11 protein-coding genes are annotated in these 16,327 nt (G+C 61.1%); 5 read left to right on the top strand and 6 right to left on the bottom strand.

The window, feature by feature from the left end; all coding sequences use genetic code 11:
- Window positions 1-3: 3 nt before the first annotated feature.
- The gene (locus QWY79_RS11630; protein WP_290272880.1) at window positions 4-1,089 is read left to right on the top strand and encodes a helix-turn-helix transcriptional regulator; all 1,086 of its coding nucleotides are present in this window, start codon (window positions 4-6) and stop codon (window positions 1,087-1,089) included.
- A 78-nt stretch (window positions 1,090-1,167) separates the two neighbouring features.
- Here the strand turns inward: QWY79_RS11630 and QWY79_RS11635 are convergent, their stop codons facing one another.
- Window positions 1,168-3,033, bottom strand: coding sequence for a putative bifunctional diguanylate cyclase/phosphodiesterase (locus QWY79_RS11635; protein WP_290272882.1), 1,866 nt, complete (start codon window positions 3,031-3,033; stop codon window positions 1,168-1,170).
- A gap of 330 nt (window positions 3,034-3,363) precedes the next feature.
- Here QWY79_RS11635 and QWY79_RS11640 point away from each other — a divergent pair, with 330 nt between their 5' ends.
- The 3 genes from QWY79_RS11640 (at window position 3,364) to QWY79_RS11650 (ending at window position 8,022) form a co-directional block, all read left to right on the top strand.
- Window positions 3,364-4,950, top strand: coding sequence for a sensor histidine kinase (locus QWY79_RS11640; protein WP_290272884.1), 1,587 nt, complete (start codon window positions 3,364-3,366; stop codon window positions 4,948-4,950).
- 3 nt (window positions 4,951-4,953) lie between these two features.
- Window positions 4,954-7,173: a GGDEF/EAL domain-containing response regulator gene (locus tag QWY79_RS11645; protein ID WP_290272886.1), complete on the top strand. Its 2,220-nt coding sequence runs from the start codon at window positions 4,954-4,956 to the stop codon at window positions 7,171-7,173.
- A 72-nt stretch (window positions 7,174-7,245) separates the two neighbouring features.
- Window positions 7,246-8,022 (top strand): substrate-binding periplasmic protein, encoded by a 777-nt coding sequence (locus QWY79_RS11650; RefSeq protein ID WP_290272888.1) that lies wholly within the window; start codon window positions 7,246-7,248, stop codon window positions 8,020-8,022.
- 10 nt (window positions 8,023-8,032) lie between these two features.
- Here the strand turns inward: QWY79_RS11650 and QWY79_RS11655 are convergent, their stop codons facing one another.
- The 4 genes from QWY79_RS11655 to QWY79_RS11670 all read right to left on the bottom strand — a co-directional run bounded on the left by QWY79_RS11655 (window position 8,033) and on the right by QWY79_RS11670 (window position 12,370).
- Window positions 8,033-9,940, bottom strand: coding sequence for a putative bifunctional diguanylate cyclase/phosphodiesterase (locus tag QWY79_RS11655; RefSeq protein WP_290272889.1), 1,908 nt, complete (start codon window positions 9,938-9,940; stop codon window positions 8,033-8,035).
- A 259-nt stretch (window positions 9,941-10,199) separates the two neighbouring features.
- Window positions 10,200-10,631, bottom strand: a complete 432-nt coding sequence (locus QWY79_RS11660) for a GFA family protein (RefSeq protein WP_290272891.1) — start codon at window positions 10,629-10,631, stop codon at window positions 10,200-10,202.
- Between the two features lie 197 nt (window positions 10,632-10,828).
- Window positions 10,829-11,302, bottom strand: coding sequence for a peroxiredoxin (locus QWY79_RS11665; RefSeq protein ID WP_290272893.1), 474 nt, complete (start codon window positions 11,300-11,302; stop codon window positions 10,829-10,831).
- Between the two features lie 339 nt (window positions 11,303-11,641).
- Window positions 11,642-12,370 carry a murein L,D-transpeptidase catalytic domain family protein gene (locus QWY79_RS11670; RefSeq protein ID WP_435389788.1) on the bottom strand — a complete coding sequence of 243 codons (729 nt, stop codon included), beginning with the start codon at window positions 12,368-12,370 and terminating at the stop codon, window positions 11,642-11,644.
- 153 nt (window positions 12,371-12,523) lie between these two features.
- Between QWY79_RS11670 and QWY79_RS11675 the strand changes: the two genes are divergently transcribed.
- Complete coding sequence (locus tag QWY79_RS11675) at window positions 12,524-14,158, top strand: L,D-transpeptidase family protein (RefSeq protein WP_290272895.1); 1,635 nt, start codon at window positions 12,524-12,526, stop codon at window positions 14,156-14,158.
- Between the two features lie 72 nt (window positions 14,159-14,230).
- On the opposite strand, the gene QWY79_RS11680 is transcribed toward QWY79_RS11675, so the two are convergent.
- Window positions 14,231-15,970, bottom strand: a complete 1,740-nt coding sequence (locus tag QWY79_RS11680) for a peptidoglycan DD-metalloendopeptidase family protein (RefSeq protein WP_290272898.1) — start codon at window positions 15,968-15,970, stop codon at window positions 14,231-14,233.
- Window positions 15,971-16,327: the final 357 nt, after the last annotated feature.

Raw genomic sequence — 16,327 nt, forward strand, 5'->3', positions numbered from 1 at the left:
TCCATGGAAGGTTTCGATGAAGGGAAAGCGATAGAGCTGATCTACGCGGCCATGTTGGGTGAAGCGGCCTGGCAGGATTTCATGAGGTACCTTGCCAATAGCGCTGCGAATGGAAAAACCGTGTTGGTTCTGCATGATGAGGCCATGCAAAGGGGCTATATACCCATCGCACATGGTGTGGAAAGCTCTACTCTGAATGATTACGCTGCTTATTATGCAAGTGTCAATCCATTCATGTCTCCGGCATCCGCCATGATGCCGGGAAGAGGAACGCCCGATATCGAGCTGATCAACGAGAAAGCGCTAAAAGCAACAGAGTTTTACAATGACTTTCTATTGCCGCATGAGATGTCGGGCCGCGTTTCCATGACGATTGAACATAGTCATCAATGCATGTTCGTGCTTGCTCTGCTATCCGACGCTCTTGATATTGACGAGAAGCATCAAGTGGCTCAACGATTAACCCGCCTGGCCCCTCATCTTCAGCGTGCATCCAGGTTTTATCGAGAAGCCGGACCCGGTTTTATTCTGGGTGATTTCAATGGTGCGATTTTTGATGCAATCAATAAAGGCGTGGTTGTCATCGGCGAGTATATGCATGTCAAGGCCATGTCGAAAAAGGCGGAGCAGTTGATCGAGGGGAGTGAAGTCGTCGGATTTACCGCATTGGGAAGACTGAGGTTCAAATCTCCAGATATTCAGGAGTCACTTCGAGGCATGCTGGACAGATGGTATATGGGCAACAAATTAGTGACCCACTATGTGGAGAAGATCAAGGTTAGCCTGGTTCTGATCGAGAAAAACGATATCTCAAACTACTTTGAAGGGCCTACTGTTGTCGCCATTCTGGAAGAAACGCAAGGCATGAAAAAGGATTTCGATATCGCGCATTTTTCGAGTTGCTATGGCCTGACACGAGCCGAGACCCGATCTCTCCAGGGGATTGCCAATGGCTATTCAGTATCCGAAATCGCCCAACAGGCGCGGCGTTCGGAAGAAACGGTGCGTACCCAAATCAAGAGTCTTTACAGAAAGACCCGGACCAATAGTCGTGAAGGTATTATTCGCAAGCTTTTTGGCGCTTCCTGACAAGGAGGATGTCTCTTTGGGTGCTGAGATTGAGGTCATGGCGTTCTGAATGTACGCATCTTGAGACTTGTCGGCGGCTCATCCCGCGCGACGCGCCAGGTCTCTCAGCAGACTCTGTATGGGGACCGGCTTGCTGTAGAGGTAGCCCTGGAGGTAATCGCAGCCTCGGTCGGTCAGCCATTGCTCGTGCTCCGGCGTTTCCACGCCTTCGGCGACCACTGCCAGGTCCAGCCCATGGGCCAGCCCCAGGATGGACAGGGTAATGGCGCAGTCGTCGGCGTCCTCCGGAATGTCCTGGATGAAGGAGCAATCGATCTTCAGCTTGTCGAAGGGTAGTTGCTTGAGGCGCGCCAGTGATGAGTAGCCGGTACCGAAGTCATCGATCGATAGCCGTGCTCCTTGGGACACCAGCCGCCGGAGCACCGATTGAAGAACCTCCGAATCCCCCGTAATGACATCTTCGGTCAATTCGAAATCGAAGTTGTCCCCGGCGATGCCATGGCTGATGTAGATGGCCTTGAAGTGTTCCGGGAGACAGGGATCGAGCAGTTGTTCCGGTGCCAGGTTGACGGTCACGCGCGGCAATACCACGCCGGCATGCTCAGCCTGACGCAGGTGCTGGCAAGCGCGGTGCAGGACGGCCGAACCCAGTTCGGCCATCAGGCCGACCGAGCGAGCCAGTTCGAGAAAGTGGGCGGGTTGCAGCATGCCGTGATCGGGATGATCCCAGCGGACCAGCGCTTCGAGCTGGTGGATAGTACCGTCGCTGGCTCGGATGATGGGCTGATAATGAACATCCAGTTCGCCATTGCGGATCGCCGAGCGCAGCTGAGCCTCGAGCAGGAAGCTCGAGCGTGCATCGTCGTTGAGCGAGCTGTTGAAGAATTGTACCTGCCCTCTACCGCACTCCTTGGCGTGATACATGGCCGCTTCAGCGTGCTTGAGCAGGCTCGCCGGGTCCTTGCCGTGCGCCGGGCAGAGACAGATGCCGAGACTGGCGGAGACGCTCACTTCCTGATCGCGTAACCCTGCAGGGTCGCTGGCGATGTCGACTTGTCCATGCAGTTGGATGGGCTGGCGGACACAGTCCAGCAAATAGGTGGCGAGGTCCTGCAACTGATTGGTATCGGTCGGCTGGCGAACCAGCAGGATGAATTCGTCACCACCAGTACGCGCGATGCGGTCCTTGCCGGGCAGGGACAGGTTTCGCAGCCGATTGGCAATCTCGATGATGACCTGGTCGCCTTCCAGTTGGCCGATACCGTGATTGATCGTCTTGAGTCGGTCCAGATCCAGCCAGAACAGGGCGAAAGCTTCCTGATTGCAGACCATACGCTGCAGACGCTCGCGCATCGAGGCCATATTGGGCAGGCCGGTCAACCTGTCGAAATGGGTGATGTAATCGAGTTGTTGTTGCGACTGGCACCAGGCCTCATAGGTGTTGATCAGGCTGATCGTGTCGGCGATGGCAGTGGCCAGCGAAACCTCCGGCAGGGTCCAGTTGCGGTGTTGCAGCGCCTCCAGGCAGATCACGCCACTGAGCCAGCCAACGTCGAAAACCGGAGCATCGAGCATGGAGTGAATGCCCAGCTTGCTCAGGTAGCCGTCATTGAAGTCCCGAGTACGAGGATCCTGGCGTGCATCACTGGCATCGATGACACGGGCTTCGAGGAGGGCATCGAAGTAGGCCGGGTTGAGGTGGCGCTCCAGGCGCATTCGGCTGTGATCGTGGCCTGTGCCTCGGGCGTAGAGTACTTCGCATTCGATGGCATCGGCTTGTTGATCCAGCCGCCAGACACTGACTCGATGGATGTCCAGAAGGTCGCTGCACAGCTGGGTCAGGTCAGCCAGTTTGGCATCACGCCCATGGGCGATGAAGCCCGGGTCGTGACAGAGCTTCAACAACGCCTGGTGAAATGCGGTAAACCGCCTTGTCTCATTCATTATCCCACGCCCAGCATGAAGCGTTCTCATCAAGCATGGCCGTCTTGTTTCAGGCTGTCCAATGCGATTGCCCCGGCAGCTCATGATGGCAAGGGGCAGTCGGGTGGTGGGCGGCCAGGTTGGTTGCTGTCGTGATGGTGCTGCCGGTGTCTTACTCACCAGTTTGCGGAATACTCAACTCTCTCACTATCCTTTATTAAGGTTTTCTCAACTGATGGTGCTGCGGTGTTCTACCGGGTTTGCCTGTTGCCGGCTGCTTGCGTTTGATGGCGGGCACGCGAGTCAACTGCGGGCTTCGGGGTGATGGTGACGTGAGGGAGGAGAGCTCCAATGACCGATGCAGTGGCTCAGGGCGGCACGGATCGTGCCCCCCCGACAGGCCGCAACCGACTGATGCAGCGCCTCGCATCGCGCTTTGCCGCCCTGGTGGTGGTGGCGATCACCCTGGGCAGCGCGGTTTTCGCCGCCGTCTCGGCGGTATGGCTTTACACCTCGTCGCTGGAAGGTGCTGAAACGACGGCGCAGGCATCCCTGGAAGCGGCCAGGCCCACCCTGACCAGCACACTCTGGAAGTATGACTACGCTGCCTTGCGTGACCTGATCGGCGGGCTGGAAAGCATTCCGGAAATCGGCGCCATTCAGGTCAGCACCAGTGACGGTGAGACGCTGGGGACTGCCTTCGATGCGGCGACCGCGGATTTTGAAATGGCAATTCGCGAGACGAATTTCGAAGGCAAGGAGCTGCTGATCGGGCAGCTGAGTGCCAGGCTCGATCGGGCTGCCGTCCAGGCACGCATCGAACACCTGCTGCTGGTGCAGGGTGCGATATTCATCGGTTTGATCATCGTCATCTACCTGTTGGTGCGCTGGACCTTTCGGCGCCTGGTGAACACACCGCTGCGCGGGCTCACCGATTTCGTCCTCCGCCCCGATCTGTTGACCACTGGGCCTGAGCTGCGCATCAGCGACGGCCCCGGCGGTGGCGCGCTGGAATTTCAGCAGCTCGAACGCGCCATCAATGATCAACTCCGCGATCACCGTCGTGATTGGCAGGAGCTGGAAGATTACAAGGCGAGCCTGGAAGACAAGGTGGCCGAGCGCACCCAGCAGCTCGAAGCCGCACAGGATGAAATCGTGCGCAACGAGAAGCTGGCAGCCCTGGGGGCTCTGGTCGCGGGCGTCGCGCATGAGCTCAACACGCCCATCGGTAATGGGCTCACTGCGGCATCGACGGCGAGTGAGACGGTACGCGCGGCCGAGCGCGAGCTCGCCGAGGGCACCCTGACCAAGAGCCGTCTGGAAGACACCCTGGCCAGCACGCGCGAAGCCAGCGATATCATTACCTCCACCCTGGGACGGGCCCGTGAGCTGGTGGGCAATTTCAAGCAGGTCGCCGTCGACCGTCAGAGCGAGAACCGTCGGCAGTTCGCGCTGGATGAGGTCATCGAGGAAACCCTGGCCACGCTGCAGCCATCCCTGAAGAAAACGCCCTACCGGGTGGAAACCGACCTGACGGTCGGGTTGAGCATTGACGGTTATCCGGGGCCGCTGGGCCAGGTGATCACCAACCTGTGTGACAACGCCGTGCGTCATGGCTTCGACGGGCGGGACAGCGGCCGTGTCCTGATCACCAGCGCGGCCACCGACGATGACCAGGTACGGATTCAGGTGCGGGACGATGGCCAGGGTATCCCGGACGACCACCTGAAAAAGATCTTCGAGCCCTTCTTTACCACCAAACTGGGGGCAGGTGGGTCGGGTCTCGGCATGTCCATCGTCCATCGCCTGGTCACCCAGGTCATGGGCGGGCGCATCGATGTCGAGTCCCATCCCGGCGAGGGCAGCGTCTTTACCATTGTGCTGCCGGTCAATGCGCCCACCGCGGCTGAACCCTCTGATTCCACCAGGGAGGAATAACGCATGTCCCTCGATTTTCTGGCCGACGACACGCCGGCCGCGCCGAGCCAGGGCACGGCGGCACCCTGGAAAGTCCTCATTATCGATGACGTCAAGGACGTGCACGATACCACCCGGCTGGCGCTGCAACAGCTGACGTTCGAGAACCGGGGCTTGTCGTTTCTCCATGCCTATTCCGCCGAGGAGGCCAGGGGCATCTTCGCGGAGCACTCCGATATTGCGGTGGCGCTGGTCGATGTGGTCATGGAAACCGAAGACGCCGGCCTTGCCCTGGTGCAGTGGCTGCGCGAGACCCACGGTAACAACCTGGTGCGCATCATTCTGAGGACGGGCCAGCCCGGTTATGCGCCCGAGGCGGAGGTGATCGACCGTTACGAAATCGATGACTACAAGGACAAGACCGAGTTGTCCCGCACCAAGCTGACCACGGCGCTGATCTGTGCCTTTCGCGGCTATCGTCAGCTGGATGCACTCGAGCGCAACCGACATGGCCTGGAGCGGCTGATCAACAGCCTGAAAACGCTGTATTCCCGGCAGGCCCTGGATGAGTTCGCCAATGCGATTCTTCAGCAACTCAGTGCGCTGCTGGACGTCGAACTCGACGGCATGGTGTGCGTCGTGGATCAGTCACGCGAGGCCGGCGAGTCGCTCAATCGTGTACTGGCGGGCGGTGGTGAACTGGAGGCCTTTACCGGCAAGCTGATTGATGAGCTGCCGGATCAGGAGTGTGCCGATCTGATTCGCCGTTGCATCGCCCGGGGTGAAACCCTCTGGGAACCCGTCGGCATGGCACTGGCGTTGACAACCGGAGAAGGCACCCAGGGGGCCGTCTTCCTCAAGGCGCCGCCCGAACACATCGCCGAGGACGACGCGAATCAATTGCTGCGGCTATTCACCATGAACGCCTCCGTGGCCTACGATAACGCCACCCTTTTCGAAGAGGTTCACACCCTGGCATTCACGGACCCCGCCACCGGCTTGCCCAGTTTCAGTGCATTCTGCAAGTCGTTCGAGACGGCTCGTGATGAGGAACGGTCCCTGGTGCTGGGACTATTCGATGTCTATCGCTCGCGGGAAATCGCGCATGGGCTGGGGGAAGAACGCACCGAACGAATGATGCAGAAGATCGGCGAGCGTCTGGCGACGGAGCTGGATGAAGTCATCACCGTGGCACGCCGGGAGAGCGATGAATTTGCCATTCTGTTCGAGCGCGATGCGGATCTTGACCCCCATGAGCTTATCGCGCGCATCGATGAGATCTTTCATGAACCCATCGAGCTGGATGATGCCAGCCTGATGGTGCGCGGTCGCCTGGGGCTTGCCCGCCAGGGCATCGACGGTGACGATCCGCGTGAGCTGGCCCGTTACGCTGCCATTGCGCTCAATGAGCTGCGACGTCAGGGCCACGGCAGGGCGAAGCTGTTTCAGCCGGAGTTGCAGGCAATCGCCAGCGAGCGGCTGCGCCTGGCCTCCATGCTTACGCGCGCCTCAGGGGAAACCGAGACCCGGTTGGTATTCCATCCCGTGGTCGATACCCAGAGTGGCGTGACGACGGCCGCCGAAGCGCTGATCCGTTTTATTGGGCCGGATGGCACTCCATTGCGCACCGACAAGATGATCGATGCCGCCGAAGCCAATGGAATGATTGTGGAGATCGGTGCCTGGGTACTGCGTGAGGCCATGCGGCAGCATGTCATGGTCATGGATGCCGGTTCGCCGCATCGGCTCAACGTCAACCTGTCACCGGCCCAGATTCACACGCCGCGGATCTACGTCGATATCGAAAAGGGGCTATCGGAGAGCGGACTGGACCCGGCGCTGTTGAACATCGAAGTGACCGAAAACCTCTTTCTCGACAATGACGACGAGACACTGGCGTTGCTGCGCTGGTTGCGCGAGCGCGGGGCGCGTATCTACATCGACGACTTCGGTACCGGCTATTCCTCGCTGAGTTACCTCGGCAAGCTCCCGGTGGATGGCCTCAAGATCGATCGCAGCTTTGTCATGAACATGGACGAGGATACTGAAGCCGCCGCGGTCGTGGGGTCGGTGATCGCTATCGGGGCCAAGCTGGGGCTGGATGTCGTGGCAGAAGGCGTGGAAACGCAAGACCAGCGCCGGCTGCTCACCGATCTGGGAGCCAACAAGTTGCAGGGCTTTCTCTTTACCAAGCCGTGCCCGGCCGAAGAACTGAAACAGTTTCTCGGCGGTCGGCAGCTGTGAACGAATGCAGCATGCCAGCCACAGCAGTCGGCGCGTCCGGCGTTGCCTGGCACCAATCTCGTGGAGGTCATCATGCGTTGCACTCGCGCCATCCTGGTGTTACTGGCAAGCCTGATGCTCTGCTCGGCCGGCGGAGCTCATGCCGACAGGATCGTGATCGCTTCCGATGAATGGTGCCCCTACAACTGCGCGCCGGGCAGCGACAAGCCGGGGTACGTGGTGGAACTGGCACGACATATCTTCGAGAAGGCGGGGCACGAGGTGGTCTACAAGACCCTGCCCTGGCAACGGGCACTGCAGGCCGGCGTGGATGGTGACGTGACGGCGGTCATCTCGGTCAGCGAGGAACCCGAAGGTCGGCAGATGATCAAGCCACGCGAGCCCATGGGGTTCTACCAGGTCGCCTTCTATACCCGGGCCGACAGCGACTGGCAGTATGACGGCGTCGCCTCGCTGGAGGGCAAGGCGATCGGGGTCATCGGCGGTTATTCATATTTTCTCGCCCTGGATGCCTACATTGCCCGGCGACCCGACAGGATCAGTACCAACCGCGGCCCGACGGCCCTCGAACGCAACCTGAAGATGGTCGCCAACGGCCGCCTCGAAGTCACCATGGATAACAGTGCCGTGGCCAATTACACCATCGTGCAGTCGGGACTCCAGGACAAGCTGCGTCTGGCCGGCAAGAACCCCACGGCCACCACATTGCATCTGGCCTTCACGAAGGAACAGCCGAACACCGCCCACTACGCCCGGCTCTGGACCCAGGGGATTCGCCGCCTGCGCGAGTCCGGCGAACTCGCGACCTTCCTGGGGCGTTATAATGTCGCGGACTGGCACCGGGAATGAGTGCCTTGCCTCATGACGCTTGTCGCGAGCCGTCGCGGTACTCCAACAACGCCTGGAAAGGCATCGGTCTGGCGAAATAAAAGCCCTGGACGATGTCGACGCCGGCCCGGCGGATGACATCGAGTTCCGCCTGCGTTTCGACGCCTTCGGCAACGACGCTCAAATCGAGTGCGCGCCCCATCTGTACGATCGCGCGTACCAGAGCCTGATTCTGGGGGGTAGCATCGATATCCTGGATAAACTCGCGGTCGAGTTTCAGCCCGCGACACGGCATGTGGGCCAGGCGTGACAACGATGAGTAGCCCTTGCCGAAGTCGTCGATGATCAGGTCAGCGCCCAGGGACTTCAGCCATTCAAAGCCCTCTTCGTTCTTGGTCCACTCCGACTCGGTGATCTCGAAGCGCATCTCGACCGCTTCCTGACAGTTGACTGTCAGCCTGTAGATCAAGGGTTCCAGCCGCTCCCTGGCATAAAGCTGTTCGGGACTGAGGTTCACCTGCAGAACGAGTGGAGCTCCATGAGACTCGCGCATTCGCGTCGAGGCCAGATCCCGGCACAGCGCCTCGACCAGAGCATCGGCTACCTCATGAATCAGGGGCGATTGCAAGGCGAGGGGCAGGAATTCGTCGGGCCCCAGAAGGCCGTGCTCGGGATGATTCCAGCGCGCCAGCACCTCGGCACCGATGAGCCTGCCACCCTGTATTTCGACGATGGGCTGATAATAGGCCTCGAACTGCCCCTGTGCCAGGCCCTCGCGGATGGCGTTCTCACGCTGAACCCGGCGGTCGCTTTCACCGCGATCCTGGGGATCGAAGTACTCGATACGGGGGCCCGGGACCTGCTTGGCACGGAACATGGCTCGGTTGGCCGTGCGGTGCAGGATCTCCAGGACGTCTTCATCGCTGTGTGCGGAGAAGTCGTGAATGTCCGAGCGTGCCAGCCCGATACTCGCGGCTAACCGGACATTGGCAGCGTCGATATCAAAAGGAGATGAAAAGGCCTCCGTCAAACGGTCGAGCAGGTCTTGCCGGTCGTCTCCCGTCGGGTCGATGTCGATGAGGATACCGAATTCGTCGCCACCGATGCGGCCGATCGAGCCCCCTTCGCGCAAGGCGTTTTGAAGGCGGCCGGCGACGAGTTCGATGATGCGGTCGCCTCCGGGGTGCCCCAGACTGTCGTTGACCGCCTTGAAATTGTCCAGATCGAGAAATCCGTACCAGAAGGGCGAATCGTCGCGCCGTGCTGCGACGATTCGCGTCTTGAAGCGTTGCTGGAATTCCTCGCGGTTCGGCAGGCCGGTCAACTGGTCGTAACACGCCCGATAGGCGAGGGCATCGCGGGCCTCCACGAGTTTCTGGTTCCAGCGTCCATGCAGCCAGCCATATATCAGGGCGAATTGCAGGATGACCACGGCGACACTGGTTACCGCGACGAACTTCAGGAGATGCAGCTCCGGTATGGCGAAGGGGTGCGGAACCCAGGCGGATAGGCTACGAGGCTCGAGAGCGTAGAATCCCCCGACTGCCAGTACGACCAGCAACGCCCAGCCGATACCGGCGCTGGTACTGTGAATCACCAGCGCGAAAATGGGCACCGTCACCATCCATAACAGGCTCGGGGCCGCGATGCCGCCGGTCAGCCAGGAGAAGGCGAAAACGGTGCCGAAGAGTCCACCAGTCGCCACCAGGGCACCGAGGCCAAGGTTGCCCCGGCGTTTCATGAACAGCGGGCCACACAGGATGGACAACCCGCCAACCACGGCAATCAGGCAGGCCAGGTAGGCGGACATGAACAGGTAGAAAGCAGAGGCACACCAACCGATCGCTACCACGCCGATGGCGAAGACCACCAGCAGTCGCGCGCGGTACTCGTCGATCGAGTCAGTACCCTTCAGCTCGTCGGGAATGAACCCGCTCACGAACCGGCTGTGTACCGTATGCTCTATCCAGTTCAAAATCGTCCCGGGACCCAACAAGTATGTGCGTTTCACCGGATTGTTTGCCGTTTTGCGTTATCGGGCTGGGTGGCGTTTGACGAGATGGGATAGCGTGCAACAGCCCGTCGTCATCCAGTGCAAGGGAATGGCCATACAGCTGGCAGAATGCCATTTCCCAAGAATGGTATCCTGCACGCTGCCTGTCCAAGATGGTTGACCGGCTGCCCCGAGGCCGGCAGCGTCATGAATCCGTGGGCGGCTGGTATGACTCGAAGACTTCTCGGCCGGTGAGGTTGTGGGTGTCATTGCCGAAGTGGTACCAGGCCGGTTTTTCGTCGATGAAGATCTGTGAATCCAGTGTCCAGGCTTCCCCCTGGTCGACGAGGCCCGCCGGCACGGCGTAATGTTCGCCGGTCTTGAACCGGTAGAAGAGGTGGGTGCCGCAGTGGCGGCAGAAGCCGCGTTCGGCCCATTCGGAAGAGGCGTAGAGGCTGACCTGGTCCTCGCCTGCCAGTGTCACGCGGCGCACGGACTCCATGGCCAGCAGGGGACCGCCACCCCAGATGCGGCACATTCGACAGTGGCAGGCGGTGACGTTCTGGCGCTCGGCCTCGACGGCGAGCGACACGGCACCACACAGGCAGCTTCCGCGCAGTGTCATGGCATCGTTCATGGTCATCTCCAGCATGGCCGAGCATGTCGCCCGGCCGCCAAGGGAATGGAAGCAGGTAGGGATTTGCCCCTACCTGCAGATGGTACGGCCGGTCAGGGCGGCGCCGGGGCAAGTGGGCGTATCCGGCCGATGTCGCCCCATCACCTGCCCAGGAGAGGCACCGAACCCTGTGTCCGGCAGTATAGCGTGGCGTGCGCTCAGAGTTGCCCGAGGACCGTTTCGGCACTGCTCTGGTCGACGCCCTTGGCATCGACGCCGAGGTATTCCACCACACCGTCATTGGCGATCAGCGCAAAGCGCTTGCTGCGCGTCCCCATGCCGCCACCACTGGCATCCATGTCCAGCCCGAGGGCGCGGGCGAACTCGGCGTTGCCGTCGGCCAGCATGGTGAACTGCTGAGCGTTCTGGTCCTTCTGCCAGGCGTCCATCACGAAGGCATCGTTGACGGCCATGCAGGCCACCACGTCGACCTTGTCGAGCAGCTTGTCGGCATTGACCACGAAGCCCGGCATGTGGGTATTGGAACAGCCGGGAGTGAAGGCACCGGGAACGGCAAACAACACGACTCGCTTGCCGGCGAAGAGCTCGCCGGTGGCGATGTCCTCCGGTCCCTGGTCGCCGTTGGTCTTGAGGGTGATGTCGGGGATGCGGTCACCGATAGCGATCGTCATGTCAGGCTCCTTTCACTTTGGATAGAGGCGGCGACACGCCGCGCTCTGTGCCGCTCCAGCATGGCCATATATGAGAGGCTGTGCAACGTGGCGAGCCGGGATATCACCGCAACACTAGCGGTTGGGGCTGAACCGTTGGGATGGATGGTGGTGCCAGTCTTTGCTGTCGGGAGAACGCAAAACGTCCCCCGGCGCCTTGCTGCATCTAGGGCAGGATCAGGAGTGCCGCTCTCAACGCAGCAAGAGGGCGCCGAGCGCCTTCTTGTTGATCAAGGGCAAGACACAGAACGTCGCCACTCCCGCCATATGCACACCAGCATGGTGCCGAAAAGATCGCCTTCATTGCATGGCGAAGTGACTATTCTCGTCGGGGCAGCTCAGGTAGCTGGATTGACGCAGCCACTCCCGATCGGGGTAATAGGTGAAGAGATACTGCTGATTCTTGATGCTGTCGATCAGCGGGCGGGCCACTTCCTGACGCACCGCCGGACAGCCGTGGCTGCGTCCCAGGCGACCGGCCTTGTCGATGAATTCCTCGCTGACATAGTCGGCGCCATGCATGACGATGGCCCGATCATAGGCGCGGTCGTTGACTCCCGGTTCCAGTCCCTTGAGACGCAGCGAATAGCCGTTGCTGCCTTGATAGCTGTTGAGGGTGCGAAACAGGCCGATGCTCGACTGATGGCTTTCGGGAATGTTGGAAAAGGTGGTGGCCATGTTGTCGCCCGAGCCCTGTCCGTGGGAGACCAGCTCGCGGAACATGAGACGCGTACGGGCCAGATCGAAGACCCAGAGCCTGGGCTCGGTGGAGGGCAGCGAAAAGTCGATGACCGCTAGACGTTCGGCGCCGGGATCGGCACAGTCAAGGGCGCGTGCCGCGAGATGGAGCACGCCGGGGTTGGCTTGCGGTGCCAGACGCGTCAGTTCCTGCGCCAGAGGAGAGTGATCGAATTGCCGGGGGGAGTAGGCCTGGTCCATGAAGTCGCCCGCCTGCAGCGGAGAGGTAAACAGCGCCAGGGCACCGGTCAGCAGGCAGCCGACACCATGGCGGAGCTTGTAATATGACATCCCGCGAGTTCCCGTCGGTGATCATCTGGACTGGACCCTGGGTCCAGCGAAGGATTCGTCCTGGCGCGTGTTGAAGCGGCGCCTCGAGGCAGTATTATGGCAATATTGGCCAGGATGGCCAATATTGTCGACTATTTGCAGGGAGATTACCTCATGTTCGCCGCCGATGTTTGTCGAACAGCCCGATGTCGCACGGCCCTGGCATTGGGGGGCTGGCTGATGCTGGCTGCGCCGGCCCTGGCCCAGTCGGAGGCGCCTGGAGCGTTGTCGGGCGAGGCCTGGCAGACGCAGCTGGCCGATGCCTCAGCGCGACTGAGCCGGCTGTACCAGGTGCGCAGTGAACGGCCCATCTGGCAGGACGCCCAGCGCGTGGAAGCCCTGGTCCAGGCCCTCGGGAAGCTGGATGCCGATGGCCTCGTCCCCGAGGATTATCGGCCCGGTGAATTACAGGAGAAGGCGCGGGCGGCGCTCGCGGACCCTACCAATGCCGAGACCAGGGCACGCTTCGAAATCCACGCCAGCCGTACCATGTTGACGGCATTGACGCATCTGCAACGTGGCAAGGTGGATCCGCAGCGGCTCTCCTCTGACTGGGAGCTGGACGTCGAGTCCCCGGACCTGGATATGGCGGCTATCTCACAGGCTCTGGACAAGGGGAACGTCGAGGCAGCATTCGATCAGGCACGCCCCCCTTTCGACCCCTACCAGCAGCTGCGCGAGGGCCTGGCGCACTATCGCCGCATCGATCGACAGGGAGGCTGGCCGACCCTGGAGCATGAAGATGTCCTGCGCCCCGGAGACAGCGGCGAGAGTGTCGAGCGTCTGCGCGAGCGGCTGGCGGCCATCGGCAATACTGAGGTCGCGGCGGCGGACGCCAGCTTCTATCCGACCATCGAGCTGCAGGCGCCGGACCCCCATGCTTACGACGACACCCTGGTCGAAGCCGTACAACGTTTTCAGCGTCACCACCTATTGGCCGATGATGGCATTGTCGGCCCACGGACGCTCAAGGCACTGAACATGAGCGTCGATCAGCGCATCGACCAGATCCGCGCCAACATGGAGCGGGCACGCTGGTTGCTGCATGGCCTGCCGGAGTCGTTCGTGCTGGTCGATATTGCCGGCTATGATCTGCGCTACTTCCGTCCCAATGGCGAGACCTGGCGCTCCAGGGTCGTGGTGGGGCAGCCGTACCGGCGTACGCCGTCGATGCGTTCGGAAATCACCCACCTGACCATCAACCCGACCTGGACGGTACCGCCGACCATCATGCGCGAGGACGTACTCCCCGAGGTGCGGCGTGACCTCGATTACCTTCAGCGCCAGAACCTCTCGGTGCTGAGCCCTTCGGGCGAGCCGCTGGATCCGCAGAGTGTCGACTGGTCGAATCCGGGAGGGGTGATGTTGCGTCAGCAGGCCGGGGCCGGTAACCCGCTTGGCCGGATGGTCGTGCGCTTCCCCAATGACCAGATGATCTATCTGCACGATACGCCATCGCGAGGGCAGTTCGCGCGTTCCAAGCGTGCCCTGAGTTCCGGCTGTATTCGGGTGGAAGGCGTCATGGAACTGGCCCAGCTACTGTTCGACGATACCGGCACGCAAGCCGATGCCAGTCGCCTGGTGGCCGATGGCAAGACTCGCAACGTGTTGCTGGACCGTCATGTGCCGGTGGTATTGCATTACTGGACGGTACAGCCCGAGCCTGACGGGGAGCTGGCATTTCGACCGGACATCTATGAACGCGATGACGATCTGGTGGCGGCGCTGGACAAGCCGGTCGCCCTATAATCCAAACGACAACGCCCCACCGTCCTGAGGGGGGTGGGGCGTCGCGTTGCTGGTGGCCGGAGTGTCGGGCCGTCAGCCTTCGTTGTCGTCGTCGCTGTCGTCCTTGTCCGCGACGCTGGCCACGACCGTGCCGGTCTGACCGCTTTCCAGGGCTGCCAACACGGGCTCGGCCCGGCGCTTGAACTCGGCCAGGGCCTCGCCGCGCAGGCTGCCGCCTTCCGGCAGCTCGACATTCATGGCATTGACGGCCTGGTTGTCGACCAGGACTTCATAATGCAGGTGCGGCCCGGTGCTGCGTCCCGTATTGCCGGATAGCGCGATACGCTCGCCCATCTCGACGCGATCACCACGACGTACCGTCGGCTTGGAGAGGTGCAGGTAGCGCGTCTTGTAGCCATTGTCGTGACGAATCACGATGTAGCGTCCCGCCGCGGGGTGATGCCCGACCAGCTCGACCCGGCCGCTGGCGGGCGCTGCCACCGGGGTGCCGGTTGGCATGGCGAAATCGGTGCCCTTGTGCGGACTGATGCGCCCGGTGACCGGATGGTGGCGCTTCAGGTTGAATGGCGAGCTGATGCGATATTGGCCATCGAACGGATAGCGGTTGAAGGAGGGATTGAGTCCCTTGCCTTCCGGGGTGTAGAAGTGGTTGTCCTGCTCGTTGCGCACCAGGGTGATGTCCATGCGCGAGCCGTTGTAGTCGACGGCCAGGATGCGCGGGTCGAGGGTTTGGCCATCGATGATGTCGGACTCGACCAGGACCTCGAAGCGGTCACCGCGCCGGGTGTCGCGACGGAAGTCGAGCTTTTTCTCCAGCACGTGCGAAAGGCTGGAGACCTCCGAACTGGTCAGTCCCGTGGCCTGAGCCGAACGAGCAAAACTGCCGCTGACCGTGCCGGCATAGAGTCGCTGGGTCTGCTGACCGGCACGCTCGATGGTGGCAACGTCCAGGCCCTCGCTGCTGCGGGTGATCAGAAAGCCGTCGCGGATATTGCTCATGATGCGCAACTTGGCCAGCTCGCCCGCTTCGTTGAGCTGGTAGTCGAACTGGTCGCCAATGTCCCAGCGCGTCAGCAGCTTCTGTTCCGGCAGCTTGTCCAGCAGGTTCGAGACCTCGGAATAGCCCAGGCCTAGACTGCTTTGCGCCAGCTCGGTGAAGGTATCACCGGACTTGACGGTATAGGTCTGCCATTCGGGGACGAAGGGTTCGTCGGCGGCGATGGCATGAGCCAGCTGGATCGGGCCGTCGTCGAACAGCTGAAGCTCGTCCTCATCGATATCCTTGTAGGAGGTCGCGTCGACCACCATCGGTTCGCCGGATGGGGTATCGCTGTTCAGATTCCCCAGGACCACGGCAATCTGTCGGGCGCTTTCGTCGATGTCCGGCAGTGGGGCGGCCTTCTCGACACTATTGACGGCAAGCGCCGCTGCGGTCTCGACCCGGGGCGTCGTCTCGTTGTCCGCCTTTTCCACTCTGGCGTGAGCCGGATTGATGAAATCGACATTCACCACTTCGCTGGGTTCGAGCTGCGAGAGCGGGATGTGCTGGCGGGTTGCATCCATGGCGCGTGAAGCGGCATCGATCGCCCTGGAAACCGGTGTCTGGTCCATGGCCAGGGAGGGAACGCCCGGACTGCTGTCCGCCTCGAGCGGGATCATGATCGTCTCGGTCTGAGCGGTCGTGTCCTGCTCGTATTGGGCTTCGTCCAGCGTCGCGACAATCTTGTGAGCGCCCAGCACGGTGACCATGGTGGCAACCGGTAACAACAATAACTTGTGCGTGCGGGGCAGCGAATGAAGGATTCGCATCATGAAATTGGGCCGTTGTGACTGTGATGAATAAACAAAAATGACATAGAAATAGGCATGCGAACCTTAACCGATCAAGTCGGTAGTGCCTAGTCTATATATTTTTACAGTACACGAACGGCTCGCCTCGAGAGTGCCCGGGGCAAGAGGTGCGTCAGCAATTAAAACAGCGTTTGCTAATCCGCACCGTGGCATGCCGTCATGTTGCCTGACAAGCCTGTGAAGCGAAAACAAGCATGAACTGTCGATCCGGCATATTCATCGGCCTTGTCTTCCAACTCCCCGTTAATAAAGCCCTTTTTCATGAAGGCAGGGTGGCAGGTCAGCGCCTCGAGTGTGCACGCCGCCGCTTTCACTGGC

Source organism: Halomonas sabkhae (assembly GCF_030409265.1).
Lineage (GTDB): Bacteria > Pseudomonadota > Gammaproteobacteria > Pseudomonadales > Halomonadaceae > Halomonas > Halomonas halmophila.